This is a genomic window from Sphingobium sp. SJ10-10 (genome assembly GCF_036038995.2).
In the GTDB taxonomy this organism is placed as follows: Bacteria; Pseudomonadota; Alphaproteobacteria; order Sphingomonadales; family Sphingomonadaceae; genus Sphingobium.
Genome location: NZ_CP158132.1, coordinates 960,423 through 985,077 on the forward strand (window position 1 = coordinate 960,423; position 24,655 = coordinate 985,077).

Annotated in this window: 21 protein-coding genes, 1 tRNA gene and 1 pseudogene; 14 read left to right on the forward strand and 9 right to left on the reverse strand. The window is 62.7% G+C overall.

Annotation, left to right across the window (positions count from 1 at the left end; translation table 11 throughout):
• The first annotated feature begins 20 nt into the window (after positions 1-20).
• Positions 21-2,573: a type I DNA topoisomerase gene (topA, locus tag VVT58_RS04610; RefSeq protein WP_327754756.1), complete on the forward strand. Its 2,553-nt coding sequence runs from the start codon at positions 21-23 to the stop codon at positions 2,571-2,573.
• A gap of 164 nt (positions 2,574-2,737) precedes the next feature.
• Here topA and era read toward each other — a convergent pair whose 3' ends face one another.
• From era to lepB, 3 genes are all read right to left on the reverse strand, one after another.
• Positions 2,738-3,646, reverse strand: a complete 909-nt coding sequence (gene era, locus VVT58_RS04615) for a GTPase Era (protein ID WP_327754757.1) — start codon at positions 3,644-3,646, stop codon at positions 2,738-2,740.
• 94 nt (positions 3,647-3,740) lie between these two features.
• Positions 3,741-4,412 (reverse strand): ribonuclease III, encoded by a 672-nt coding sequence (rnc, locus tag VVT58_RS04620; RefSeq protein ID WP_327754758.1) that lies wholly within the window; start codon positions 4,410-4,412, stop codon positions 3,741-3,743.
• Positions 4,409-5,230, reverse strand: coding sequence for a signal peptidase I (gene lepB / locus VVT58_RS04625; protein ID WP_327754759.1), 822 nt, complete (start codon positions 5,228-5,230; stop codon positions 4,409-4,411). The genes rnc and lepB overlap by 4 nt, the downstream gene beginning before the upstream one ends.
• A gap of 234 nt (positions 5,231-5,464) precedes the next feature.
• Between lepB and pgi the strand changes: the two genes are divergently transcribed.
• Positions 5,465-6,970 (forward strand): glucose-6-phosphate isomerase, encoded by a 1,506-nt coding sequence (gene pgi / locus VVT58_RS04630; protein ID WP_327754760.1) that lies wholly within the window; start codon positions 5,465-5,467, stop codon positions 6,968-6,970.
• A 67-nt stretch (positions 6,971-7,037) separates the two neighbouring features.
• A complete protein-coding gene (gor, locus tag VVT58_RS04635; RefSeq protein WP_066557822.1) occupies positions 7,038-8,384 on the forward strand; it encodes a glutathione-disulfide reductase in 1,347 nt (448 codons plus the stop codon).
• Between the two features lie 52 nt (positions 8,385-8,436).
• Here gor and VVT58_RS04640 read toward each other — a convergent pair whose 3' ends face one another.
• Positions 8,437-9,150 (reverse strand): 2OG-Fe dioxygenase family protein, encoded by a 714-nt coding sequence (locus tag VVT58_RS04640; protein ID WP_327754761.1) that lies wholly within the window; start codon positions 9,148-9,150, stop codon positions 8,437-8,439.
• Between the two features lie 123 nt (positions 9,151-9,273).
• Here VVT58_RS04640 and VVT58_RS04645 point away from each other — a divergent pair.
• The 3 genes and pseudogenes from VVT58_RS04645 to alr all read left to right on the forward strand — a co-directional run.
• Positions 9,274-9,451: pseudogene (locus tag VVT58_RS04645) on the forward strand (LysR family transcriptional regulator); the annotation flags it as partial.
• A gap of 162 nt (positions 9,452-9,613) precedes the next feature.
• The gene (locus VVT58_RS04650; protein ID WP_327754762.1) at positions 9,614-11,206 is read left to right on the forward strand and encodes an MFS transporter; all 1,593 of its coding nucleotides are present in this window, start codon (positions 9,614-9,616) and stop codon (positions 11,204-11,206) included.
• 40 nt (positions 11,207-11,246) lie between these two features.
• A complete protein-coding gene (gene alr / locus VVT58_RS04655) occupies positions 11,247-12,293 on the forward strand; it encodes an alanine racemase (RefSeq protein ID WP_327754813.1) in 1,047 nt (348 codons plus the stop codon).
• A gap of 71 nt (positions 12,294-12,364) precedes the next feature.
• Here the strand turns inward: alr and VVT58_RS04660 are convergent, their stop codons facing one another.
• Together VVT58_RS04660 and VVT58_RS04665 are read right to left on the reverse strand one after the other, a co-directional pair.
• Positions 12,365-13,537 (reverse strand): acetyl-CoA C-acetyltransferase, encoded by a 1,173-nt coding sequence (locus VVT58_RS04660; protein WP_327754763.1) that lies wholly within the window; start codon positions 13,535-13,537, stop codon positions 12,365-12,367.
• 51 nt (positions 13,538-13,588) lie between these two features.
• Positions 13,589-14,677 carry an alpha/beta hydrolase gene (locus tag VVT58_RS04665; protein WP_327754764.1) on the reverse strand — a complete coding sequence of 363 codons (1,089 nt, stop codon included), beginning with the start codon at positions 14,675-14,677 and terminating at the stop codon, positions 13,589-13,591.
• Between VVT58_RS04665 and phaR the strand changes: the two genes are divergently transcribed.
• On the forward strand, positions 14,676-15,263 hold the full coding sequence (gene phaR, locus VVT58_RS04670; protein ID WP_327754765.1) for a polyhydroxyalkanoate synthesis repressor PhaR: 588 nt from the start codon (positions 14,676-14,678) through the stop codon (positions 15,261-15,263). The genes VVT58_RS04665 and phaR overlap by 2 nt on opposite strands.
• A gap of 88 nt (positions 15,264-15,351) precedes the next feature.
• Positions 15,352-16,878, forward strand: a complete 1,527-nt coding sequence (proS, locus tag VVT58_RS04675; protein WP_327754766.1) for a proline--tRNA ligase — start codon at positions 15,352-15,354, stop codon at positions 16,876-16,878.
• Positions 16,879-16,926: 48 nt separating this feature from the next.
• On the opposite strand, the gene hslU is transcribed toward proS, so the two are convergent.
• Positions 16,927-18,228 carry an ATP-dependent protease ATPase subunit HslU gene (gene hslU / locus VVT58_RS04680; protein WP_327754767.1) on the reverse strand — a complete coding sequence of 434 codons (1,302 nt, stop codon included), beginning with the start codon at positions 18,226-18,228 and terminating at the stop codon, positions 16,927-16,929.
• 60 nt (positions 18,229-18,288) lie between these two features.
• Complete coding sequence (gene hslV, locus VVT58_RS04685) at positions 18,289-18,831, reverse strand: ATP-dependent protease subunit HslV (protein WP_176392318.1); 543 nt, start codon at positions 18,829-18,831, stop codon at positions 18,289-18,291.
• Between the two features lie 196 nt (positions 18,832-19,027).
• On the opposite strand from hslV, the gene VVT58_RS04690 reads away from it, so the two are divergent.
• Positions 19,028-19,216, forward strand: a complete 189-nt coding sequence (locus tag VVT58_RS04690) for a hypothetical protein (protein ID WP_066557796.1) — start codon at positions 19,028-19,030, stop codon at positions 19,214-19,216.
• 18 nt (positions 19,217-19,234) lie between these two features.
• Here the strand turns inward: VVT58_RS04690 and VVT58_RS04695 are convergent, their stop codons facing one another.
• Positions 19,235-19,363: an entericidin A/B family lipoprotein gene (locus VVT58_RS04695; RefSeq protein ID WP_066557794.1), complete on the reverse strand. Its 129-nt coding sequence runs from the start codon at positions 19,361-19,363 to the stop codon at positions 19,235-19,237.
• Between the two features lie 134 nt (positions 19,364-19,497).
• Between VVT58_RS04695 and VVT58_RS04700 the strand changes: the two genes are divergently transcribed.
• The 5 genes from VVT58_RS04700 to VVT58_RS04720 all read left to right on the forward strand — a co-directional run bounded on the left by VVT58_RS04700 (position 19,498) and on the right by VVT58_RS04720 (position 24,554).
• A tRNA-Val gene (locus tag VVT58_RS04700) sits at positions 19,498-19,572 on the forward strand.
• Between the two features lie 118 nt (positions 19,573-19,690).
• A complete protein-coding gene (locus tag VVT58_RS04705; RefSeq protein WP_327754768.1) occupies positions 19,691-21,931 on the forward strand; it encodes a S9 family peptidase in 2,241 nt (746 codons plus the stop codon).
• A gap of 136 nt (positions 21,932-22,067) precedes the next feature.
• The gene (locus VVT58_RS04710; RefSeq protein WP_066557787.1) at positions 22,068-23,093 is read left to right on the forward strand and encodes an aspartate-semialdehyde dehydrogenase; all 1,026 of its coding nucleotides are present in this window, start codon (positions 22,068-22,070) and stop codon (positions 23,091-23,093) included.
• Between the two features lie 10 nt (positions 23,094-23,103).
• Positions 23,104-23,775, forward strand: a complete 672-nt coding sequence (locus tag VVT58_RS04715) for a DUF2238 domain-containing protein (RefSeq protein WP_327754769.1) — start codon at positions 23,104-23,106, stop codon at positions 23,773-23,775.
• Between the two features lie 17 nt (positions 23,776-23,792).
• Complete coding sequence (locus VVT58_RS04720; protein ID WP_327754770.1) at positions 23,793-24,554, forward strand: alpha/beta fold hydrolase; 762 nt, start codon at positions 23,793-23,795, stop codon at positions 24,552-24,554.
• Positions 24,555-24,655: the final 101 nt, after the last annotated feature.

Below are 24,655 nucleotides of genomic sequence, written 5' to 3' on the forward strand. Positions count from 1 at the left end.
ATTTTTTAATCGGGGCATGAATGCAGCTTGTCATCGTTGAATCGCCCGCCAAGGCGAAGACCATCGAGAAATATCTGGGTGGCGATTTCCATGTGCTTGCGAGCTATGGTCATATCCGCGACCTGCCCGCCAAGGACGGGTCGGTCGATCCCGATGCGGGCTTTGCCATGCAGTGGGAAAATTATGGCGACAAGGGCAAGCAGCTCAAGGCCATTACCGACGAAGCCCGGAAGGCGACGCGCCTGATCCTGGCGACTGACCCTGATCGCGAGGGTGAGGCGATCAGTTGGCATGTGCAGGAGGTGTTGCGCGCCAAGAAGGCGCTGCCCGCCAAGGTGGACCGCGTGACCTTCAACGCGATCACCAAGCAGGCGGTGACCGAGGCGATGGCGCAGCCGCGTGCCTTGGATGAGGATTTGATCGACGCCTATCGGGCGCGGCGGGCGCTGGACTATCTGGTGGGCTTCACCCTGTCGCCGGTGTTGTGGCGCAAGTTGCCCGGCGCGAAATCGGCGGGGCGCGTGCAGTCGGTGGCGCTGCGGCTCGTCGTCGAACGCGAGCGCGAGATCGAGAGCTTCGTCGCTCAAGAATATTGGTCGGTCGCGGCCGAGATGGAGCAAGGCGGGCAGGCTTTTGTCGCGCGGCTGGTGCGCTGGCGCGGCGAGAAGATCGAGCGGCTGACCATCGGCAAGGAAGGCGACGCCATGGCCGCGAAGGCGGACGTGGAGGCCGGGCGCTTCACTGTCGAGAAGGTCGAGACCAAGCCGGTATCGCGCAACCCTCCGCCGCCTTTCACGACATCGACCTTGCAGCAGGAAGCGGCGCGCAAGCTCGGTTTCTCGGCCAGCCACACGATGCGGATCGCGCAGCAGCTCTACGAGGATGGCGCGATCACCTATATGCGTACCGACGGCGTGCAGATGGACGGCAGCGCCATTTCCGCCGCGCGCAAGGCGATTGCAGACCGCTATGACGGCGGTTATCTGCCCGAAAAGCCGCGCCAATATCAGACCAAGGCCAAGAACGCGCAGGAAGCGCACGAGGCCATTCGCCCGACCGAATTTTATCGGGACAAGGTGGGGTCGGGCGATCATGCGCGGCTTTACGACCTGATCTTCAAGCGGGCGCTGGCGAGCCAGATGGCTTCGGCGCGGCTGGAGCGGACGACGATCGATCTGGTGGATGGCACCGGGCAGCATGCTCTGCGCGCGACGGGGCAAGTCGTGATCTTCCCCGGCTTCCTGGCGCTTTACGAAGAAGGCCGGGACGACACGGAAGACGATGACAGCAAGCTGCTGCCGCGCATGGCGACGGGCGACGCGCCGGCCAAGAAGAAGGTGATGGCCGAGCAGCATTTCACGCAGCCGCCGCCGCGCTATTCGGAAGCGAGCCTTGTGAAAAAGCTGGAGGAATTGGGGATCGGGCGTCCGTCCACCTATGCCTCGACGCTTCAGGTGCTCAAGGACCGCGACTATGTGCGGATCGAGAAGAACCGCTTCTTCGCGGAGGAGAGCGGGCGGCTGGTGACGGCCTTCCTCGAACGTTTCTTCGAGCGTTACGTGTCCTATGACTTCACGGCGGGCCTTGAAGACGAACTGGACGAGATTTCCGGCGGCCGTGCCCAGTGGCAGGCGGTGCTGGAAGCCTTCTGGCGCGACTTCAAGCCAAAGACCGCCGAGGTGATGGAGCAGAAGCCTTCCGACATCACTGCCGAACTGGACAAGTTCCTGGAGCCGATGCTGTTCCCGCCCAAGGCGGACGGCAGCAATCCGCGTGCCTGCCCTATGTGTGGCGAAGGGCAATTGTCGCTGCGTGGCGGGCGTTTTGGCGCGTTCATCGCCTGCTCCAATTACCCTGAGTGCAAATTTACGCGCAAGTTCGGGCAGCCGGGCGGCAAGGAAGGCGGCGAGGATAGCGGGCCGGAGGTGCTGGGCCAGCATCCCGAAACCGGGCAGGACATCGTCAGGAAGTCCGGGCGCTTCGGTCCCTATATCGAGATGGGCGAGGGCAAGGAGGCCAAGCGCGGCTCCATCCCCAAGGATTTGCCCGATGGCGAAATGACGCTCGACTGGGCGGTGAAGCTGCTCAGCCTGCCGCGTGAAATTGGGCTGCATCCGGAGACGGGCAAGCCGATCGTCGCCAATATCGGGCGCTTCGGGCCTTATCTGCTGCATGACGGCAAATATGGGCGGCTCTCCTCCACCGCCGAGATTTTCGAGGTGGGCATGAACAGTGCCGTGGCCAAGCTGGCCGATGCGGCGAACAAGGGCGGGCGTGGCTCATCCTCGCGGGAGCCGCTCAAGGTGCTGGGCAAGCATCCGCGCACGGAGGCAGAGATCAAGCTGATGGCGGGGCGCTATGGGCCTTATGTGACCGACGGCACGACCAATGCGACGCTGCCCAAGACCGTCGAGCAGGATGCCTTGACGCTGGAGGAGGCGGCGCAATTGATCGATGCGCGGGCTGCTGCGGCGCCTGCGAAGAAGGGGAAGAAGGCGCCTGCGAAAAAGGCTGCGGCGAAGAAGCCTGCTGCCAAGAAGGCTCCGGCCAAGAAGAAGGTGGCGGCGGAATAATCAACTTCGTCATTCCCGCGAAGGCGGGAATCCATTTCTCAACCTTGCGCCAAGCTCAACGTAAAGGAGATGGATCCCCGCTTTCGCGGGGATGACGATGGTTTGATTAATTGGGGTTTGATTAATTGGGGTTTGATTAATTGGGGTTTGATTGATTGGGCGCCCTACTCCACCCAGTCCAGCCCGATATCCCGGTAGATGAACCGGTCGTCCTCCCAGTCTTCCTTCACCTTGACGTGGAGGTAGAGGTGGACCTTGACGCCCAGCAGGTTTGCCAATTCGGCGCGGGCCTTTGAGCCGATTTCCTTGAGACGCTGGCCGCCCTTGCCGAGCACGATGGCGCGCTGGCTGGACCGGCCGACCAGGATCTGTTGGTGGATTTCGACCGAACCGTCCTCGCGTTCGCTATATTTTTCCGTGTCGACGGCGGCGGCATAGGGAAGTTCGGCGTGAAGCTGGTGATAGAGCTGCTCACGCGTGATCTCCGCCGCCAGCATGCGGTCGGTGGCGTCGGACACCTGATCTTCCGGGAAGTGCCAGGGGCCTTCGGGCATGGCGTTGGCGAAGGCGGTCTTGAGTTCCGGAAGGCCATCGCCAGTCGCGGCGCTCACGAAGAAAGTCTCGGCTATGTCGAGCTGTTCGTAGAGCCGCTGGGTATGAACCAGCAGCTTTTCCTTGATGGCGATGTCGACCTTGTTGAGGATCAGCCACTTCTTTTCCGGGCGGGCGGCCAGCGCGTTGATGATGGGTTCCATCTTCGCGCCCAGGCCCGCCTTCCCATCGACGACCAGCGCGATCAGGTCAGCGCCCTGCGCTCCACCCCAGGCAGCCTGCACCATGGCGCGGTCGAGGCGGCGCTTGGGCGCGAAAATGCCGGGGGTGTCGACCAGCACCATCTGCGTGTCGCCTTCGATCGCCACGCCCATGACGCGGGTACGGGTCGTCTGTGCCTTGGGGCTTGTGATCGCCACCTTCTGGCCGACAAGGGCGTTCACCAACGTGGATTTGCCCGCATTCGGGGCGCCGACAATGGCGATGACGCCGCAGTGCTGATTATCGAGATCGGTTGTCAAACTAACTCCATTTGGATCGTCCAGTGTGCGCCTGCGAAGGCACTGGAACGAGACCAGTGCCTTCGCAGGCGCACGTCATATCATAAAAATGCGGTTATTCTGCCAGCTTATCCAACAGCGCCTTGGCAGCGGCGGTTTCGGCCTCCTGCTTCGAGCCGCCCGTCGCGCTCGCTTCGCCAGCGCCCTTGATCGAGACCGTTACGGTGAACTTCAGCGCATGGTGCGGCCCGGATCGGTCCGTCATGGCATATTCCGGCGGCTTGCGCTTGTTGGCGGCGGCCCACTCCTGAAGTGTGGACTTGGGATGTTTGGGCGCGGTCGCCTGCGTATCGACGCGATCGCCCCAGAGACGGCGGACAAGGGTGCGGGCTTCTTCAAGACCGCCTTCGAGGTAGAGCGCGCCGATCAGCGCTTCCATGACGTCGCCCAGCACATTGTCGCTGTCGGCCGCGCCATCGTCCCTGGCTTGCTTGCCAAGGACGAGATGGGTCGGCACGCCGGCAGACCGGGCGACTTCGGCACAGGTTTCGCCCGAAACGAGGGCGTTGAAGCGGCGGGAGAGCTTGCCCTCCGGCTCGGTCGAGAAGCGGTCATAGACCCACTCAGCGATCAGCAGACCGAGAATGCGGTCGCCAAGGAATTCCAGCCGCTCATAATTGGTCGCATTGGCGCTGCCATGGGTCAGCGCCTGGTTAAAGGCGACGGGATCTTTCGGCGCGCGGCCGATCAGCGCCTTGAGCCAGCCTTCGGTGTCGGCTTTGGTCAAAATCCTTCCCCGATCCGGCTCCAGCGCGCGGCGGTGAACCAGGTCCAGGGAAGCAGCCAGTTGGCGCTGCCATCGGTCGAGAACACGGAGACCATCGCCTTGCCGACCAGATTTTCCTCCGGGACAAGGCCGATGCCGCCGCCGTCGACCGCAGGGAAGCGGCTGTCGGCGCTGCGGTCGCGATTGTCGCCCATCATGAACAGATGGCCTTCGGGCACCACCACCGTGTCGCGGTCGTCAGCCGCGCCGTCCGGTACCAGGTCGAGGACATTATAGCTTTTGCCGCCCGGAAGCGTCTCGCGATATTGCGGGTAACGGCACTGACGGCCGCTGGACAAGACCTCCTCGAACTTCGGGCGATAGCAGGGCGAGGGGCTGCCTTCCTTGGCGGCCGCATCTTCCATATTGGGCGTGACGGGGATGACGAGGTCCGCCACCTTCTGCTTTGGAATGGCCTGACCGTTCAGATAGACGGTGCCGCTGCGCACCGAGATCATGTCGCCCGGCAGGCCGATGACGCGCTTGATATAGTCGTTCTTCTGGTTCGGCGGCGCCTTGAACACCACCACGTCGCCGCGCTGGGGCGTCGAGGCAAGGATGCGGCCGGGGATCAGCGGAATGCCGAAGGGCAGCGAATAGCGCGAATAGCCATAGGGCCATTTCGCCACCAGCAGATAGTCCCCGATCAGCAGGCGCGGCTGCATCGATTCCGACGGGATGTTGAAGGGCGAAACGATGAAGCTTCGCAGGATGAAGACGAACACCGCCAGCTTTGCGAGAAACCAGAGGAAATCCCGCGTTTCGGATTTTGCGCTCATGCTTGGTCGTCTTTTCCCTCAATTCGCCCTGAAAACAGGCCGTCGCGGCTTTTGCGGGTTCGTAAAGCCGCCGTCAAGCGCGCTAGAGACCAAGCGATCATCACTTGATGGACCTTCACGACCTGATTTTTCTGCCTGAACGGTGCAATAGCAGAACGACTTGGCTAGGATGGGCAAGAATCGACAGGTGCAGTGTCGGTATCGATCAACGGTAAAACAAAAGGATATTCCCCAATGTCCAGCCCTGCACTGGCAGCGCTTGCAGCTCTTCCCCAGGCCGATCTCAAGTCCATTTTCACCACCGATCCCGATCGGCTGAGCAAGTTCACCCTGACCCAAGGGCCGATCCGCTTCGATTGGTCGAAGACGCATCTGACGGATGCGCTGCTCGACGGCTTTCAGAAGCTGGCCGAGGAAAAGGGCTTTGCCGGGCAGCGCGATGCGCTGTTCGCGGGGGAGGCGGTCAACAACACCGAGGGCCGCGCCGCCGAGCATCCTGCCGAACGGGGCGAGGGCAATGCCGACAGCGTGGCGCGGGCCAAGATGTTCCATGCCCGGATGCGGGCGCTGATCGACGCCATCGAAGGCGATGCGCTGGGACCGATCCGGCATATTCTGCATATCGGCATTGGCGGGTCGGCTCTGGGGCCGGACCTGATCATCGATGCGCTGGGCGGCGACGGCGCGCGCTATGATGTCGCCATCGTGTCGAATGTCGACGGCACCGCGCTGGAGCGGGCGATTTCGCGGTTCGATCCGGAGGCGACGCTGATTGCCGTGGCCTCCAAGACGTTCACCACGACCGAAACCATGCTGAACGCGGCGAGCGCGATCAACTGGATGGTCGAGGCCGGGGTGGATGATCCCTATGGCCGGGTGATTGCGCTGACCGCCTCGCCGGAAAAGGCGATCGAGTGGGGCGTCGATGAAACGCGGGTGTTGCCCTTCGCGGAAAGCGTGGGGGGGCGTTATTCGCTCTGGTCTTCGATCGGGTTTCCGGCGGCTCTGGCGCTGGGTTGGGACGCTTTCGAGAGCTTGCTGGAAGGCGCGGCGGCGATGGACCGGCATTTTCGCCTGGCGGAGCCGAAGGCCAATGCGCCGCTCATCGCGGCCTTTGTCGACCAATATTATACGCGGGTTTTGGGGTGCCAGACGCGGGCCTTGTTCGCCTATGACGAGCGGTTGCGGCTGCTGCCCTCCTATCTCCAGCAGCTCGAAATGGAGAGCAACGGCAAGAGCGTGACGCGCGATGGTCAACCTGTCGATGGGCCGACGGCGGCGATCACCTGGGGCGGCGTGGGTACCGATGCGCAGCATGCGGTTTTCCAGTTGCTGCATCAGGGCACGATCCTGACGCCGGTCGAGTTCATCGCCTCCATCGATCCGGGCCATGTGCTTGATCCGGCGCATCACAGGGCGCTACTGGTCAACTGTTTCGCGCAGGGAGCGGCCTTGCTGCGGGGCAAGGACAATGCGGCCGATCCGGCGCGGGCCTATCCGGGCAACCGGCCTTCGACCACCATCCTGCTGGACGATGTCACGCCGGAGGCTCTGGGCGCGCTGATCGCCTTCTATGAGCATCGGACCTTCGCCAATGCGGTGCTGATGGGGATCAATCCCTTCGATCAGTTCGGCGTCGAGCTGGGCAAGGAAATCGCCAGGTCCATCGAGGCGGAAGGGCCGAAGGGCTTTGATCCCTCGACCATGGCCTTGATCGATCTCGCGCTTGGCGGCGTATAAGCGCAAATCTCATTTGTAACTCCGCTGGCTAGCCTCCATATGCGAGCGCGATCCAGCGGAGAGATATATGAGCGACTACGACTTCGACCTTTTCGTCATCGGTGCGGGATCGGGTGGCGTGCGGGCTTCGCGCGTGGCTGCGGCCCATGGGGCGAAGGTCGCGGTGGCCGAGGAATATCGCGTCGGCGGCACCTGCGTCATTCGCGGCTGCGTGCCCAAGAAGCTGCTGATCTATGGCGCGCATTTTGCCGAGGATCTGAAGGATGCGCGGCGTTTCGGCTGGAATGTGCCGGATTGCGATTTCGAATGGACGACGCTGCGCGACAATGTGCTCGCTGATGTGGACCGGCTTGAGGGTCTCTACAAGAATACGCTCGATAGCCATAAGGTCGAGCTGATCCCGGAGCGGGCGACGATCACCGGGCCGCATGGCGTGAAGCTCGCGAGCGGGCGGGAGATCAGCGCGAAATATATCCTTGTCTCGACCGGCGCCTGGCCGATCGTCCCGGAGATCGAGGGCGCCGAGCATGGCGTCACCTCTAACGAAGTCTTCCATCTGGAGGAATGCCCCAAGCGGATCGTGATCGTGGGTGGCGGCTATATCGCCAATGAATTTGCGGGCATATTCCACCAGTTCGGCAGCCATGTGACGATCGTGAACCGATCGAACACGCTGCTGCGCGGTTATGACGAGCAGATTCGCGACCGGCTGCTCCAGATTTCGACGATGAAGGGGATCAATTTCCGCTTCAACGCCGAGATGGAGAAGATCGAGAAGAATGAGGACGGGACGCTCTGCGTCCGTTTCAAGAGCGGCGATCCGGTGGCCTGTGACCTGCTGGTGTTCGCGACCGGGCGCCAGCCGCATGTCGATGGGCTGGGGCTGGAAAATGCCGGGGTCGAGCTCAACGAGAAGGGCGCGATCAAGGTCGATGACTATAGCCGGACGAGCTGCGAGAGCATCTATGCGGTGGGCGATGTCACGGACAGGCTGCAACTGACGCCGGTCGCGATCCGTGAGGGCCATGCCTTTGCGGACACGGTGTTCGGGGATAATCCGCGGACCGTGGATTATAACTGCGTGCCTTCCGCCGTGTTCAGCCATCCGCCCCTGGCGGGCGTCGGCATGACCGAGGCGCAGGCGAAGAACAAGCTTGGCACGGTGAAGGTCTATACCTCCGATTTCCGGCCGATGAAGAATGTGCTGGCCGGGCGGGACGAGCGGGCGCTGTACAAGATGGTGGTGGATGCGACGACCAATCGTGTGGTCGGGCTGCACATGATCGGGCCGGATGCGCCGGAGATATTGCAGGCGGCTGCCATTGCGGTGAAGGCTGGGCTGACCAAGCAGGAATTCGACGACACGGTCGCCCTGCATCCGAGCATGGCCGAGGAACTGGTGCTGTTGAAATAAGCTTCCGGGCGAAATCGGGATAGCGTTTTCGATTTCGCGCCAGGCGAACGGCTCAGCGGTCGGCTACAAAGGTGAGGACGAGCGCGTCGCGCCAGGCGGGTTGCGCCGGGTCGACCGCATGAATTTCGGTGACGCCGTGCATGATGCGATGGTCGTCGATCAGCACCGCATCGCCGGGGCGGGCGAGGGTGAATTCGCCCAATTCCTTGCCCTCCGGCGTGCCGATGCGGGTGACGCCTTCGCGGACGTTGCGGCGCTCGACCAGCATCACGAAGACCCAGTCCACGCCGTCGCGATGCATCCCCTCGGGCGTGGGGCGGCCCAGTTCGCCGGTGCCCGCTTCGATGCGGAACTGGTGGAGTTCGACATGCTGCCGTCCTGCCAGGGGGAAGCTGCGAGCGCAGAAGGCGAAGATCGACTGCATCACGGCATTGTCTATCGTGCTTTGCCCGACGGGATCGAACCAACGCTGCACATCGCCATTCAAGCGATTATAGTCGCGGCTCTGAAAATGCGGCTGATGGGGCTTGCGTGTGAAGCCGCCATGCTCGCAAGCGAAAGTCGCGTGACGGCGGCGGCGATAGCGGCCACCATCGGCCATATAGAGGTCGGGGCCGAGATCGTCCCAGCTTTGGCCGAATGCGGCCCAATCGGCGGACTGGATCGCGAGACGATCGAACAGTTCGGAGCCGGACAGGCGGGCATAACCGGCGCCCTCCAGTTCGTGTCCTAGTGCTATGTCCGTCAGAATGTCCGTGTCGCTCATCCATCTTTCCTTATCCGGAGAGAGGGACGAGCGACAGGGCCAGTTCCCGCAAGCAGGATTGCCAGGAAGGTCAGGCGCCCGAACTTCAGGCGCCCGAACTTCAGGCGATGGTCGGAACAGGATGGGCGCTTCCATGTCGCGGGCGATTTGCGGAATGGGCGGCTGGTCGAGGTACTGGGGGAGATTATAGCGCGGGGATGGCGAGGATATCCACGCGCTTTATTCCGCGCAGGACCGGCTGGCGGCGCGAGTGCCGGCTTTTCTAGACTTTCTGGACGAGGTGTTGGAGTTGCCGACTTAGAACGAAGTGGTTGGAAATGGCCAATTGCAGTCATCAGGCGGTACGTGTTCCTGCGAAATGTCCCCCATCCATCCCTATCGCCTGATATTTGTTATCCCGCTTGTCGGACTTCGGTACTTCTTTAGAAGCGTTTCCGATTGAAGCGGGCCAACAGGGGGCGGGATGAGTGGAGGCGGGGTCGGTATCGGCTATGTGATGGACGCCAGGCGGGATCGGCTGGTGATTACCGCGTCCGCGCTCGGCACAGTGTTCGAATGGTATGATTTCTATATCTATGGCGTGCTCGCGCCGATCATTGGGCGGACATTCTTCCCGACCGACAATCCGACCGTCGAACTGCTCTATTCGCTGGCGGGCTTTGCCATCGGGTTCGGGTTCCGCCCGCTGGGTGCTGCGCTTTTCGGCTATCTGGGCGACAGGCTGGGGCGCAAATATACCTTCCTCGCCACCATCGTCCTGATGGGCGCGGCGACGGCGGGCGTCGGCCTGACCCCATCTGCCGCGAGCATCGGCATGGCGGCGCCGGTCATCCTGATCCTGCTGCGGATCGCGCAGGGGTTGGCGCTGGGTGGGGAATATGGCGGCGCGGCGATTTATGTCGCGGAACATGCGCCGCCTGGCCGAAGGGGCTTTTTCACTAGCTTCATCCAGGCTGGCGTGATCGGTGGCTTCATCCTGTCGCTGATCGTCGTGGTGGGAACGCAATGGATCGTCGGCAAGGCGGTGTGGGACGATTGGGGATGGCGTCTGCCCTTCATATTTTCGCTGGCGCTGCTCGCGATCTCGCTCTGGATGCGGCTGATGTTGCGCGAAAGCCCGGTCTTCACGGCGATGAAGGCGGCGGGCGGCCAGTCGCGCAACCCGCTGAAGGAGGCCTTCACCTATCCCGGCAACAAGCGGCGGATGCTGGTGGCGATGATCGGCATTGCCGCGGGCTTTACCGTCATCGCCTATACCGTCATGTTCCAGGCGCTTTATTTCCTGCAAAACGGACTGCATGTCGCGCCGGGCATGGCGCAATTGCTGGTGGGCGGCAGCGCCTTTGCGGGCGTAGCGGCCTTCATCTTCTTTGGCTGGCTGTCCGACCGGGTGGGTCGGAAGAAGCCGATCGTCATCGGTTACGCGCTGGTGCTGCTGCTGCTCATGCCGCTCTATCACTTCATGGGAAGCGTGGCGAACCCGGCCCTCTATCAGGCAGCGCAGCGCGCGCCGGTGATCGTGAGCGGTCCCGATTGCAGCTTCGATCCCTTCGCCAAGGTTCAGCCGACCGCCTGCGGCAAACTGCTCGACCATTTTTCCAAGCGGGGCATCGCCTATGAAAAGCGGGAGGCGGCGGCGCCTTCGGTCAGCATCGGTCCCGTGGCGGTCACGGACCTGAGTGCGGAGGGGCTGGATGCGGCCTTGCATGCGGGGGGATATGATTCGGCTGTCGTGACGCCTGACTGGTCCCGCGCCCTGTTGCTGTTCCTGGCGCTGCTGCTGCTCTGGACGCTGTCAGGGGCGACCTATGGTCCGGTCGCGGCGCTGCTGTCGGAATATTTCCCGGCGCGGATACGCTATAGTTCGCTGTCCATCCCCTATCATATCGGGACCGGCTATTTCGGCGGGTTTCTGCCGCTGGTCAGCCAATATATCGTGGCGCGGACGGGCGATCCCTATGCGGGTCTATGGTATACGATCGCGGTGGTGGCGGTCGCCCTGCTGACCTGCATCATCGCCTTGCCGGAAACGCGTGGAGCCGAGATGGATGCCTGATGCCTCGACGCTGATGTCGCGGAGCGCTATCCCCGATGCGATGACTGATTTTTCCGCACCGCTGCGTTTGCGTCTGGATGGGGACGCGCTGCTCGCCAATTGGCGTTGGTTAAAGCGGCAAAGCGGTCCGGCGGCCTGTGGCGCGGCGATCAAGGCCAATGGCTATGGTCTGGGCAGCGAGGCGGTGATGCGGCGTTTGCTGGATGCGGGATGCCGGGACTTCTTCGTGTCCAATTGGGCCGAGGCTGTCGTGCTGGAACCGTTGATAGGCGATGGCGTGTCGCTATCCGTGCTGCATGGCGTGCGGGAGGAGGACATGGCCGTTACGCTGGCGTCGCGCGCCCGGCCGGTGCTGTGCACCGAAGGGCAGATTGCGCGCTGGAAGCAAGCTGGCGGCGGACCTTGCGATGTGATGGTCGATACTGGAATGAACCGGCTGGGGCTGGATTGGCGTGGCGATGTTTCGGCGCAGGTCGCGGGGCTGGAGGTGGCGACATTGCTCAGCCATCTGGCTTCCGCCGATGAGGATGTGCCGCTCAGTCAGATCCAGTTGGAGCGGTTTGTGGCGTTGCGCGGCGATGTGGGGGCAGCGCGCTATAGCCTGGCGAACAGTGCGGGCATTTGCCTCGGGACCGCTTATGCGTTCGACATGACGCGGCCGGGGATTGCGCTTTATGGCGGAGTGCCGCGAGAGGAAGCTGCCGGGCAGATCGGGCAGGTCGTGTTTCCCGAAGCGCAGGTGCTGCAACGCCGCCGCGTGCGGGCGGGCGACACTATCGGTTATAATGCGACCCATCGCGCAGCGGCTGACATGGAGATCGCGGTGCTGAACCTTGGCTATGCCGACGGCTATTTGCGCGGGTTTTCGGGGCGCGGTTCCATGGCCATTGACGGCAAGCATTTGCCGGTTGTCGGGCGGGTCTCCATGGATCTGACGGCTGTTGATGTTTCCGCTCTGCCTGACGTCGCGGAGGGGGATTGGTTGAGCGTCGACTATGCGCTGGTGGAAGCGGCGTCGGTTTCGGGGCTGTCGCAATATGAGTTGCTGACGGGGCTGGGCGCGCGTTTCGATCGCATTTGGCGCTGATTGAGACCAGGCGCAAAAAAGGCCACCGATCCGGATTGGGATCGGTGGCCTTTTTTTCGTTTACTGCTGGCTCAGCGCTCGACGCACATCGCCACGCCCATGCCGCCGCCGATGCACAGGGTTGCGAGACCCTTCTTGGCGTCGCGCTTCTGCATTTCGTAGAGCAGGGTGGTGAGGACGCGGGCGCCCGAAGCGCCGATCGGGTGACCGATGGCGATCGCGCCCCCGTTCACATTGACCTTGGACGGATCCCAACCCAGTTCCTGACCGACGGCCAGCGCCTGCGCGGCGAAGGCTTCATTGGCTTCGATGAGGTCCAGATCGGCTAGCGACCAGCCCGCCTTGGCCAGTGCCTGGCGGCTTGCCGGAGCCGGGCCGATGCCCATGATCGAGGGATCGACGCCGCAGGTCGCGAAGCCGGCGATGCGCGCCAGCACGGTCGCGTTGCGCCTGGCGGCTTCCTCGGCGCTCATCAGGACGAGGGCGGCGGCGCCGTCGTTGATGCCGCTGGCATTGGCGGCGGTGACGGTGCCGTCCTTCTTGAAGGCGGGGCGCAGGCTCTGCATCGCTTCCAGCGTGGCGCCGGCGCGGATATATTCGTCCGCGTCGACGATGGTGTCGCCCTTGCGGCCCTTGATCGTCACGGGAACGATCTCATCCTTGAAGCGGCCCGATGCGCGGGCGGCTTCGGCCTTGTTCTGGCTGGCGACGGCGAATTCGTCCTGCGCATCGCGGCTGATCTGATATTTCTCGGCCAGATTTTCCGCCGTGATGCCCATGTGATAATTGTTGAAGGCGTCGGTCAGGCCGTCATGCGTCATCGTGTCGATGAAGGAGATCGGCCCCATTTTCGCGCCGCCGCGCAGATATTGCGCATGGGGCGCCAGCGACATGCTTTCCTGGCCGCCCGCGACCATGATGCGGGCGTCCCCGGCGCGGATCGCCTGCGCTGCGAGCGCAACCGCGCGCAAGCCCGAACCGCAAAGCTGGTTGAGGCCGATGGCGGTCCGCTCTACCGGGATGCCGGCGTTGACGGCGGCCTGACGGGCGGGGTTCTGGCCCTGCGCCGCGGTCAGAACCTGGCCCAATATGACTTCGTCGACTTCATCCGGCGCGACGCCTGCCTGAGCGAGAGCGGCGACGATGGCGGTGCGGCCCAGCTCATGCGCGGGGGTTGATCCGAAAGCGCCCATGAAGCTGCCGACGGCGGTACGCTTGGCGGCGGTAATGACGATGTCTGACAAAGCCTTGATCCTCAGTTCCGGTGGTGATTGTTTTCGCGGGTGCACATATCATCATCCGCCATGGCTGGAAAGCCATTGGGACAGAGGTTCCCACAGCAAAGTGCGTGCGCCGCCGCCCACGATCATGCCGACATGGCCAAGGCTCAAGGTCGTGCCTTCCGCCATTTCCGGGGCGGCGGCGGCGGGAACGATGCGGTCGGTGGCGGAACGGATTGAAAGCGTGGGACAAGTCAGCCGGCGGGGATCGACCGCTTGTCCGCCGATCCGCCATTCGCCCCGTCCGCTCGCATTTGCGGCATAGAATTGCTCGAACAGATCATGTCCCGCGGCATAGCTGAGCGGCGGCCCGCCATTGGCCCAATCCTCGACCGCCAGAAAGGCATGTTCCTCGTCCGAGCCGACCGCCATGTCGGCAAAGGCCGCATATTTGCGAATCGTCCGGGCGGGGTCCATCGCCCAGAAACCGGATTGCAGCACCTCCATCGGCACATAGCCCAAGCGCTGGCACATGGATTTGGAACTGCGCCACAGCGCGCCGATCTGTGCCCGGTCGGCGGCAGGGAAGCCATCGAAATTCCACGGCGCAGCAATGGTCGCGAGCGCTCTTGCGGGTTGCAATGCCGCAGCGCCGATCACCAGATTTCCGCCAAGGCAATATCCCACCAATATGGGCTGCCGAGGCAGGGCCGCCAGCATCGGCAGCAACCGCTCCGTCACATGACGGTCCAGTCCGAGCGCGCTGTCATCCGCCGCGGGCGCGCCCCAATCGACCAGATAGGCGTCATGTCCTGCTGCGCTCATGTGGCGCAGCATGGAACGGCTCTCGGACAGGTCCAGCACTTGCGGCGGATTGATCAGCGAAGGGACGAAAACCACTGGGTGACGGCCGTTTTCCGTCCCATAGCGGAGCAATTTCGCGCTGCCCGCCGATGCGGCGATGGCAGGCGTCGTGGGCGGAGCGGAACGCCTAGCCTCTTGATATTTCCGCAAACCTTGGAAGGCCCGCTTTCGCAGTTCGGGATCGTCCTGCGTTTCGCGCCATAAAATATTGAGAAAAAGGGGTAATGGCCGCGGCCCATGTTGCGGCGCGGCATACTGCTGTGCTAATGCGGAAAATGCAGGTGTGGGAGAGGTATCCATGGCCAAATCTAAGACCGCGAACGAATCCGAACCGGTCGTTATCAAGAAGTACGCTAACAGGCGGCTCTATAACACAGAAACGTCGAGTTATATCACGCTGGATCTTTTGTCGCAGATGACTCGTGAGGGGCGCGAGTTCGTTGTCGTCGACGCGAAGACCGGAGAGGACATCACGCATAATGTCCTGACGCAAATCATCATGGAGGAGGAGCAGCGCGGCAAGAACATGCTGCCCGTCAACTTCCTGCGCCAGTTGATCGCCATGTATGGCGATTCCATGCAGTCCATGGTGCCGCAATATCTGGAAGCGTCGATGGACGCATTCCGCAAGAACCAGCAGCAGTTTCAGGAGGCCATGAAGGGCGCCTTCGGTGGCGGCCCGCTGGCGGAGATCGCCAAGCGCAACATGCAGATGTTCGAAGCCGCCGCGAGCGCTTTCGGCACGGGCATGCCGGGAATACCGGGCGTGCCGGGCATGACGCCCCCCCCGCCCGCACCGGCTGCGGACGAAAGCAAGGATGATGAGATCGCGCAGCTCAAGGCGCAATTGGCCGCGCTCAATGCCAAGATCGACAAGCTGAGCTGAGCCGCGCTTTCGGCGGTCCTTTGGGGTCGACAGGCATGGCGCGCTTGGCTTATGGCGCGCCATCCACTCGAATTTAAGGTCGATCCCCGTGAAGCACGCCCTTTCCGTTACCCGCGAACAGGATTTCGCCGCCTGGTATCAGGCCGTCATTTCCGAAGCCGACATGGCCGAGGAAAGCGGCGTGCGCGGTTGCATGGTCATCCGGCCCTGGGGTTACGGCATCTGGGAACGGATACAGAAGCTGCTGGACGATCGCATCAAGGCGACCGGCCATGAAAATTGCTATTTCCCGCTGTTCATCCCGCTTTCCTATTTCGAGAAGGAAGCCGAGCATGTCGACGGCTTCGCCAAGGAAATGGCGGTCGTCACCCATCATCGCCTGATCCAGAAGGACGGGCGGCTGGTGCCCGATCCCGAAGCGAAGCTGGAGGAGCCGTTGGTGGTTCGTCCGACTTCGGAGACGGTGATCGGCGCGGCATTTTCTCGCTGGGTGCAGAGTTGGCGCGACCTGCCGGTGCTGATCAACCAATGGGCGAATGTCGTCCGTTGGGAAATGCGCACGCGCATGTTCCTGCGCACCGCGGAGTTTCTCTGGCAGGAGGGGCATACCGCTCACGCCAGCGTCGATGAGGCGATGGAAGAGACGCTCAAGATGCTGGAAGTCTATCGCAGCTTTGCCGAGGAATGCGTCGCGCTGCCGGTGATTGCGGGCGAAAAGCCGGAAAATGAGCGCTTTCCCGGCGCCGTGGCGACCTATTCCATCGAGGCGATGATGCAGGATGGCAAGGCGCTTCAGGCGGGGACTTCGCATTTTCTGGGGACCACCTTCTCGCAGGCGCAGAATATCAAGTTCCAGAACGCCGAGGGACAGCAGGAACTGGCCCAGACGACCAGTTGGGGCGTGTCGACGCGGATGATTGGCGGCCTGATCATGGTGCATGGCGATGATGACGGGCTGCGCGTGCCGCCGCGGGTGGCGCCCTATCAGGTGGTCGTTGTGCCGATGCTGCGCGATACGGACGAGGATGCGGCCATATTGGATTATTGCGGCGATCTGGTGGCAGAGCTGAACAGGCAGGACGTGTTCCGCGAGCCGGTTCGCGCGCTGCTGGATCGGCGGTCGGCCAAGGCGGCCAACAAGCGCTGGGGCTGGGTGAAGAAGGGTGCGCCGATCGTGATCGAGGTCGGCGGTCGCGATGTGGCTGGCGGCAATGTGTCCGTCATTCGCCGCGACCGGCTCTATCGCGAGGATGGCAAGCTCGACAGCCGGATCGTGGCGAAGGGGGATTTCCTGGGTGCCGCGACGGGCATGCTGGAGGAAATCCAGCAGGCGTTGTTCGCGGATGCGCAGGCGCGGCTGCTCGGGAATATCGACAAGTCGATCGGCTCGCTCGATGCGCTCAAGGCCTATTTCGGGGCGAGCAAGAAGCCGGGTTGGGCGCTGGTGCAGTGGGCCAAGCCGACCGGCGCCGCGCTCGACAAGGTGATCGAGTGGCTGAAGGGCGAGAAGCTGACGCTGCGCAATGTGCCGTCGGATGCGGAAGCGGCTGATGGCGCTTGCATCTTCACTGGCGAGAAGGCGGTGGAGCGGGTGCTGGTGGGGCGGAGCTACTGAGCTTCCAAAGTTCCCCTCCCGCAAGTGGGAGGGGAGCTATCAGGGCGTTTACAGCACATATTTGCTGAGGTCGGTGTTCCGCGCGACCACGGCGAGTTGCTTCTCGACATAGGCCGCATCAACCACCAGCGTTTCGCCCTGACGGTCCTCAGCCTCGAAGCTCACATCCTCCAGCAGCTTTTCCATCACCGTCTGGAGGCGGCGGGCGCCGATATTCTCGATCTCGCTATTCACCTCCGCCGCGATCTTCGCCACGGCGCGGATGCCGTCCGGCGTCAGGTCGATGGTCACACCCTCGGTCGCCAGCAGCGCGCAATATTGCGCAACAAGGCTCGCCTTGGTGTCGGAGAGGATCGATACGAAATCATCTTCCGTCAGCGCCTTCAGCTCGACGCGGATGGGCAGGCGGCCTTGCAATTCGGGCAGCAGGTCGCTGGGTTTCGCCACATGGAAGGCGCCGCTCGCAATGAACAGGATATGGTCGGTCTTGAGTGGGCCATATTTGGTCGAAACGGTCGTGCCCTCGATCAACGGCAACAGGTCGCGTTGCACGCCTTCGCGGCTGACGGAACCGCCGCGCACGTCGCTGACCGCGATTTTGTCGATCTCGTCGAGGAAGACGATGCCGTTCTGCTCCGCGCTGGAAATGGCGACGCGGGCGACGTCGTCCTGGTCGAGCCTTTTGTCCTGCTCTTCCTCGACCAGCTTGTCCCAGGCGTCCGCGACGCGCAGCTTGCGGCGCTTTTTCTGTTGCTGACCGAACGCCTTGGACATCATGTCGCTCAGGTTGATCATGCCGATCTGACCACCCATGCCGGGGATTTCCATAGGCATGGAGGGGCTGTCGGCCACTTCCACCTCGACCTCGACGTCGTTCATCTGGCTGTTCTCGATCCGCTGGCGGAAGGAGAGGCGGGTGGCTTCGCTTGCCTCCTTGCCGGTCAGCGCGTCGAGCAGGCGGGCCATGGCGGCTTCGGACGCGGCTTCGCGCACGGCCTCTCTGCGGCGGTCGCGTTCCAGGCGAACGGCTTCCTCCACCAAATCGCGAACGATTTGCTCCACGTCGCGGCCGACATAGCCGACCTCGGTGAACTTGGTGGCTTCCACCTTGACGAAGGGGGCGTCGGCCAGCTTGGCGAGGCGGCGGCTGATCTCCGTCTTGCCGCAGCCGGTGGGGCCGATCATCAGGATGTTCTTGGGCGTCACTTCATCGCGCAGGTCGGGTGCGAGCCGCTGACGGCGCCAGCGGTTGCGCAGGGCGACGGCGACGGCGCGCTTGGCGTCGGCCTGGCCGATGATGTGCGAATCCAGTGCGGAAACAATGGCTTTTGGCGTCAGGTTGTCGTTCATTTCTGTCCTTATCCCCTCCCAAATCGGGGAGGAGGCGGGGGTAGGGCCATGGAAAGGGGTTCAGTTCACGCTTTCCAGCTCTTCGATGACGAGCTGGTCGTTGGTGTAGACGCAGATATCCGCCGCCACCGCCATCGCCTTGCGGGCGAGGATTTCGGCGTCTTCCTCATATTCCACCAGCGCGCGAGCGGCGGCGAGGGCGAAATTGCCGCCCGAACCGATGGCGGCGACACCGCCGACCGGCTCCAGCACATCGCCGTTGCCGGTCAGGATCAGCGTCACTTCCTTGTCCGCGACGATCATCATCGCTTCCAGATTGCGGAGATATTTATCGGTCCGCCAGTCCTTGGCGAGTTCCACCGCGGCACGCATCAACTGGCCGTTATGGCGTTCCAGCTTGGCCTCCAGCCGTTCGAACAGGGTGAAGGCGTCGGCGGTCGCCCCGGCGAAACCGCCGATGACCGATCCGTCGTGGAGGCGGCGCACCTTGCGGGCATTGGGCTTCATCACCGTCTGGCCCATGGAGACCTGGCCGTCACCGGCCACGATCACCTTTCCGTTCTTGCGTACCGACATGATGGTTGTGCCATGCCAGACCGGCATGCTGTTCGAGCGTTGATCGTTCATGGTCCGGCATATGGGAGCGATGAGGACAGCGTGCAAGCGCCCTAAAGCGAAGCGCCCAATCGTGTCATTTTCTGGACGGATTTATTTCAATTCGTTCAGGAACCAACCTCGCTCAATTGACATTGTGCAACGCAACAACAATCATTCAGGCATGTTGCAGGGAGGTAAAAGCATGACCCTCAAGGCCAGAGCACAGGAAAAGGTCGAGCGTGCGGGAATATCCAACTATTCGTTCGACCATGATGTGCTGGTGATGTGCGGCGTGCGCTATACGATTGCCGCCTGCGATTGTGGCGAGCCGGATTGCGACGGCGTGCGCCTGGAGAAAGATGCGGCCGTTGCCAGCCGCATCCTCCAATGATCCGGCGATCCCGCCCGATCAGTTGATGGCTTTTTCTCCGGCGCGGCCGACGGATTCGATGTCCCGGCCCGCACCCTTCACAGTGTTGCAGGCGGCCAGGGAGGAAAGAAGCAGCCCTGCAAGAACGAGGGCGACGGTTTGACGCATGGGATATGCACTCCTTTTGATAGCGTTCCGACTATAACGCCAATGGCGCGGATAAGTCCATTTTTGGAAATCGCGTTCCGGAGGCGCTTGACAGGCGGCGCGGCGGATGCCAATGGCCGCCTCCTCCTTACAGGGGGCGCGTAGCTCAGCGGTAGAGCACACCCTTCACACGGGTGGGGTCACAGGTTCAATCCCTGTCGCGCCCACCATGATCCGGGCGATCATGGCGGAGAAATATTATTTCCCAACATTGATCTTTTCATCTGCTTGGCGCTAATCTTCTGCGCCATGTGATGCGGCGGTTGCGCCGTCATGCAAGGGATGAAAATGTCGCCATATCTGAAAAGCGGCGCGGCTGTCCGCGCGCTGCTGCTTTCCGTGATCTCCGCCCAGGCGCAGGACAAACCGACGCCAAAGGAACTGACACTTGAGCGGGTGTTCGCCAGTCCAGACCTGTCCGGACCGCAGCCGCGGGCTCTCAAGCTCTCGCCCGACGGCAAGCTGGTAACGCTGCTGAAACCGCGTGCGGATGAGAAGGAGCGGCTGGATCTCTGGGCGGTCGATACCTCCACGGGTGTCGAGCGGATGCTGGTCGATTCGAAGAAGACCGGCAGCGGCGCGGAACTCTCCGAGGCGGAGAAGATGCAGCGGGAACGCGACCGCTCCGTCGCGGGGAACAGCGGCATCGTCAGTTACGACTGGGCGCCCGATGGGAAGTCCATCCTCGTGCCGGTCGACGGCGACCTCTATCTGGCGGTGCTGGATGGGAAGGTGACGCGGCTCACCGATACGCCGGACGGCGAACTGAATGGCGTAGTCAGTCCCAAGGGCGGCTTCCTATCCTTCGTGCGCGGCGGCAATTTCTTTGTTCAGCCCATGGGCGGGACGGAGAAGCAACTCACGCTGGGCGCCAGCGATACGGTGAGTTGGGGCGTTGCCGAGTTTGTGGCGCAGGAGGAAATGGATCGGCGGACCGGCTATTGGTGGTCGCCGGACGACAGGATGATCGCCGTCGCTCGCGTGGATGAAAGCCCTGTCGGCATTGTCACCCGCACCGCCATCGGCGGCGAGGGCACGAAGGTTTATGCGCAGCGCTATCCCGCCGCCGGGACACCCAATGCGCTGGTCGATCTGTATGTGATGAAGCCGGATGGCGGGCCGCAGGTGAAGGTCGATCTGGGGCCGCAGAAGGATATCTACCTCGCCCGCGTCGACTGGTCGAAGAATGGCAGGACACTCTATGTCCAGCGCGAGAGCCGGGACCAGAAGGTGCTGGACCTGCTCGCGGTCGATCCGGTGACGGGCAAGGCCAGGGTGATCCTGACCGAGAAGGCGAAGAGCTGGATCAACCTCAGCAATAATTTCACGCCGCTCAAGGACGGCAGTTTCCTCTGGTGGTCGGAAAAGACCGGCCATGGCCATCTCTATCATGTGCGCGGCGGCAAATGGATGGCGCTGACCAGCGGCGATTGGGAAGTGCGCGATGTCGTCGGTGTGGATGAGGGCAGGGGCATCGTCTATTTTACCGGCAACAAGGAAACGCCGCTGGAGCAGCAGCTGTACGCCGCGCCGCTCGCCAAGGCGGGGCCGCTCAGGCAGTTGACTTCGACCGGCTGGTGGAATGATGCCGTGATGGATCGTGCCGCAAGCCGGATCGTCGTTGCGCGCAGCAATACGGATCAGCCGCGCCAGGTCTATCTGGCCGACAGCGCAGGCAAGCAGCTCCAATGGCTGTCCGAGAACGCAGTCAGGGGCGATCATCCCTATGCGCCTTATCTCGCCAGCCATGCGAAGACGAAATTCGGCACGATCAAGGCGTCGGACGGGTCGACGCTTTATACCAGGATCATGACGCCGCCGCTGGAGGCCGGGAAGCGCTATCCCGTCTTCATGCTGCATTATGGCGGGCCGGGCACCGGGCGGCAGGTCACCAATTCATGGGGGGCGCCCATCTATCAATATCTGGTGGACCGGGGTTGGATCGTCTTCGTGGTCGACAATCGCGGCACGCCCGATCGCGGCAAGGCTTTCGAGGACCAGATCTATCACGCCATGGGCACGGTCGAGGTCGAGGATCAGCTTGCGGGCGTGAACTGGCTCAAGGTCCAGCCCTATGTCGATCCCGGCCGGATCGCGACCTATGGCTGGTCCTATGGCGGCTATATGTCATTGAAGCTGCTGGAGAAGGCGCCGGGCGTGTTCTCGGCAGCTGTGGCGGGCGCGCCGGTCACGAAATGGGAGTTGTACGACACCCATTATACCGAACGCTATCTGGGCCAGCCGCAGGAGAAGCCGAGCGCCTATCCGGGTTCCGGCGCGGTGGATGATGCGGTGAAGATCAAGGATCCGCTGCTGCTGATCCACGGCATGTCCGACGACAATGTGGTGTTCGACAATTCCACCGCGCTGATGGCGAAGATGCAGGGCGCGGGCGTGCCGTTCGAGATGATGGTCTATCCGGGGCAGACCCATCGGGTCGGCGGACCGGGGATCAGTGTCCATCTGTGGCGGACCATAGAAGATTTTCTTGCGCGCCATGGGACGGCGCCGGAAACACCGGGAAAATAGGGACCGAAAGCTTCGCGGGGACGCGCCGATAACAAGCGCAGCTTTGCTCAGGCAAAGATGCTTCGTGCTGGACAAATGGCGCAAGCGCGCTATGGCGCCCACTCCGCAATGCAAGCATGGAGTGGAGTGTTTAGTCATGGGTTACAAGGTCGTCGTCGTTGGTGCCACCGGCAATGTGGGCCGCGAGATGCTGACCATTCTCGCTGAGCGCGAGTTCCCTATTGACGAGATCGCGGCGGTTGCCTCGCCCCGGTCGCACGGCACCGAAATCGACTTCGGTGATACCGGCAAGACGCTCAAATGCAAGAATATCGAGCATTTCGACTTCACCGGCTGGGATATTGCCCTGTTCGCCGCAGGCTCCGGCCCGACGGCGATATATGCGCCAAAGGCGGCGGCGGCCGGCTGCGTAGTGATCGACAATAGCTCGCTCTACCGCATGGACCCTGACGTGCCGCTGATCGTGCCCGAAGTGAACCCGGATGCGATCGACGGTTACAAGAAGAAGAACATCATCGCGAACCCGAATTGCTCGACCGCGCAGATGGTCGTTGCCTTGAAGCCGCTGCATGACGCCGCGACGATCAAGCGCGTCGTCGTCGCCACCTACCAGTCGGTTTCCGGCGCGGGCAAGGAAGGCATGGACGAGCTGTTCGAACAGTCGCGCAACATCTTCGTCGGTGATCCGGCCGAACCCAAGAAGTTCACCAAGCAGATCGCCTTCAACGTGATCCCGCATATCGACGTCTTCCTGGACGATGGTTCGACCAAGGAAGAGTGGAAGATGGTCGCGGAAACCAAGAAGATCCTCGATCCCAAGGTGAAGGTCACGGCGACCTGCGTGCGCGTTCCCGTGTTCGTCGGTCACTCCGAGGCGCTGAACATCGAGTTCGAGAAGGAAATCTCAGCGAAGGAAGCGCAGGACATCCTGCGTGAAGCGCCGGGCGTGATGCTCGTCGACAAGCGTGAGGATGGCGGATACGTCACCCCAGTCGAGTGCGTGGGCGACTATGCGACCTTCGTCAGCCGCGTGCGCGAGGATTCGACCATCGACAATGGTCTGAACCTCTGGTGCGTCAGCGACAATCTGCGCAAGGGCGCGGCGCTCAACGCCGTGCAGATCGCGGAGTTGCTGGGTCGCCGTCACCTGAAGAAGGGCTGAGGCCTTTTAAATGATCTCCGGCGCTGTGGCTGTCTGGAAAACCGTTCCAGTCGTCCAGCGCCGGATTATCCTGTTGCTGATCGTGGCCATAATCGCCGCCAATATCGATCAGCCCTATCCCGAACTCGCGCCGCTCCAGCATGGGCCGACTGTCGTGCTGGCCTTTGCCGCGCCGTGGTTGCTGCGCCGCTGGCCTTTGTCGAACGGGTCGGTCGGATGCATCTTCTTCTTCCTGCTGCTGCATACGCTGGGCGGGCGGTACATCTATTCCTACGTGCCCTATGATGTCTGGGCGCGGGCGATCAGCGGCCATGATATTTCCGGCACGCTGGGCTTTGCGCGCAACGGTTATGACAGGCTGGTGCATTTTGCTTTCGGCGCCTTGCTGACGGCGCCTTTTGCCGAGGCGGCGCGGCGCTATGGCGTCATGCGGATGGGATGGGGCCTGGCCTTTGCTTTTGCGGCGGTGGGTTTCGTGGGCGCGCTCTACGAGATTTTCGAATGGCTGCTGAGCGTGGTAGCGGCCGGACAGACTGCCGACTGGTATAATGGCCAGCAAGGCGACATGTGGGATCCGCAAAAGGATATGGCGGCGGCGCAGATCGGCAGCCTGGTTGCGTTGATCTGGCTTTGCGCCACTCGACAAGGGCGCGCGGAGATCATATCGGCGGACGCGAATTAGCCCAAGGAGTATCGTCCGTGTCCGACCTGCCGATCGAAAAGCTGGAGATCAAGGGGTTGGGCGGGCTGCCGATCGCGGTGCATGTGGTGGGTGAAGGCCGCGACCTGGTGCTGATCCACGGCTATTTCTCCAACGCCTGGACCAACTGGATACGCTACGGTCATGCCGCCAGACTGGTGGATGCCGGTTTTCGGCTCATCATGCCCGACCTGCGCGGCCATGGTGAGAGCGGCAAGCCGCATGACGCCGCCGCCTATCCGCCGGACGCACTGACCGAGGATGGGCTGGCGCTGGTCGAGCAGCTCGGGCTGACCGACTATGATCTGGGCGGCTATTCGCTGGGCGCCCGGACGACGGTGCGGATGTTGGCGCGGGGGGCGACGCCGCGTCGGGTCATTCTGGCGGGCATGGGGTTGCGCGGTCTTGTCCAGACGCTCGACAATGGGGGCTATTATCGCAACGTCCTCACCAACCTCGGCACCTTCGAGCGCGGGACGTCCGAATGGATGACCGAGGCGTTCCTCAAGACCACCAAGGGCGATCCGGTGGCGATGCTGCACATCCTCAACACCTTCGTCGATACGCCGAAGGAGGTCATCGCCGGGTTCGAGCAGCCCATCGAGATCATTTGCGGGGCCGACGATCGGGATAATGGCGTGGCCCAGGAACTGGCCGATGTGCTGCCCAATGGGCGTTATGTCGAAATTCCGGGGAACCATATGAATGCCGTGACCCGGAAGGAGCTGGGGCAGGCGATGGTGGATTTCCTGACGGCCTGATCGGAGGCGCAACGGCAAACTAAATTTGTCGTTCCCGTGAAAACGGGTGCCCATCTCCGAAGCGCTGCACTGGACGCAAGGTCAGGAGATGGATTCCCGCC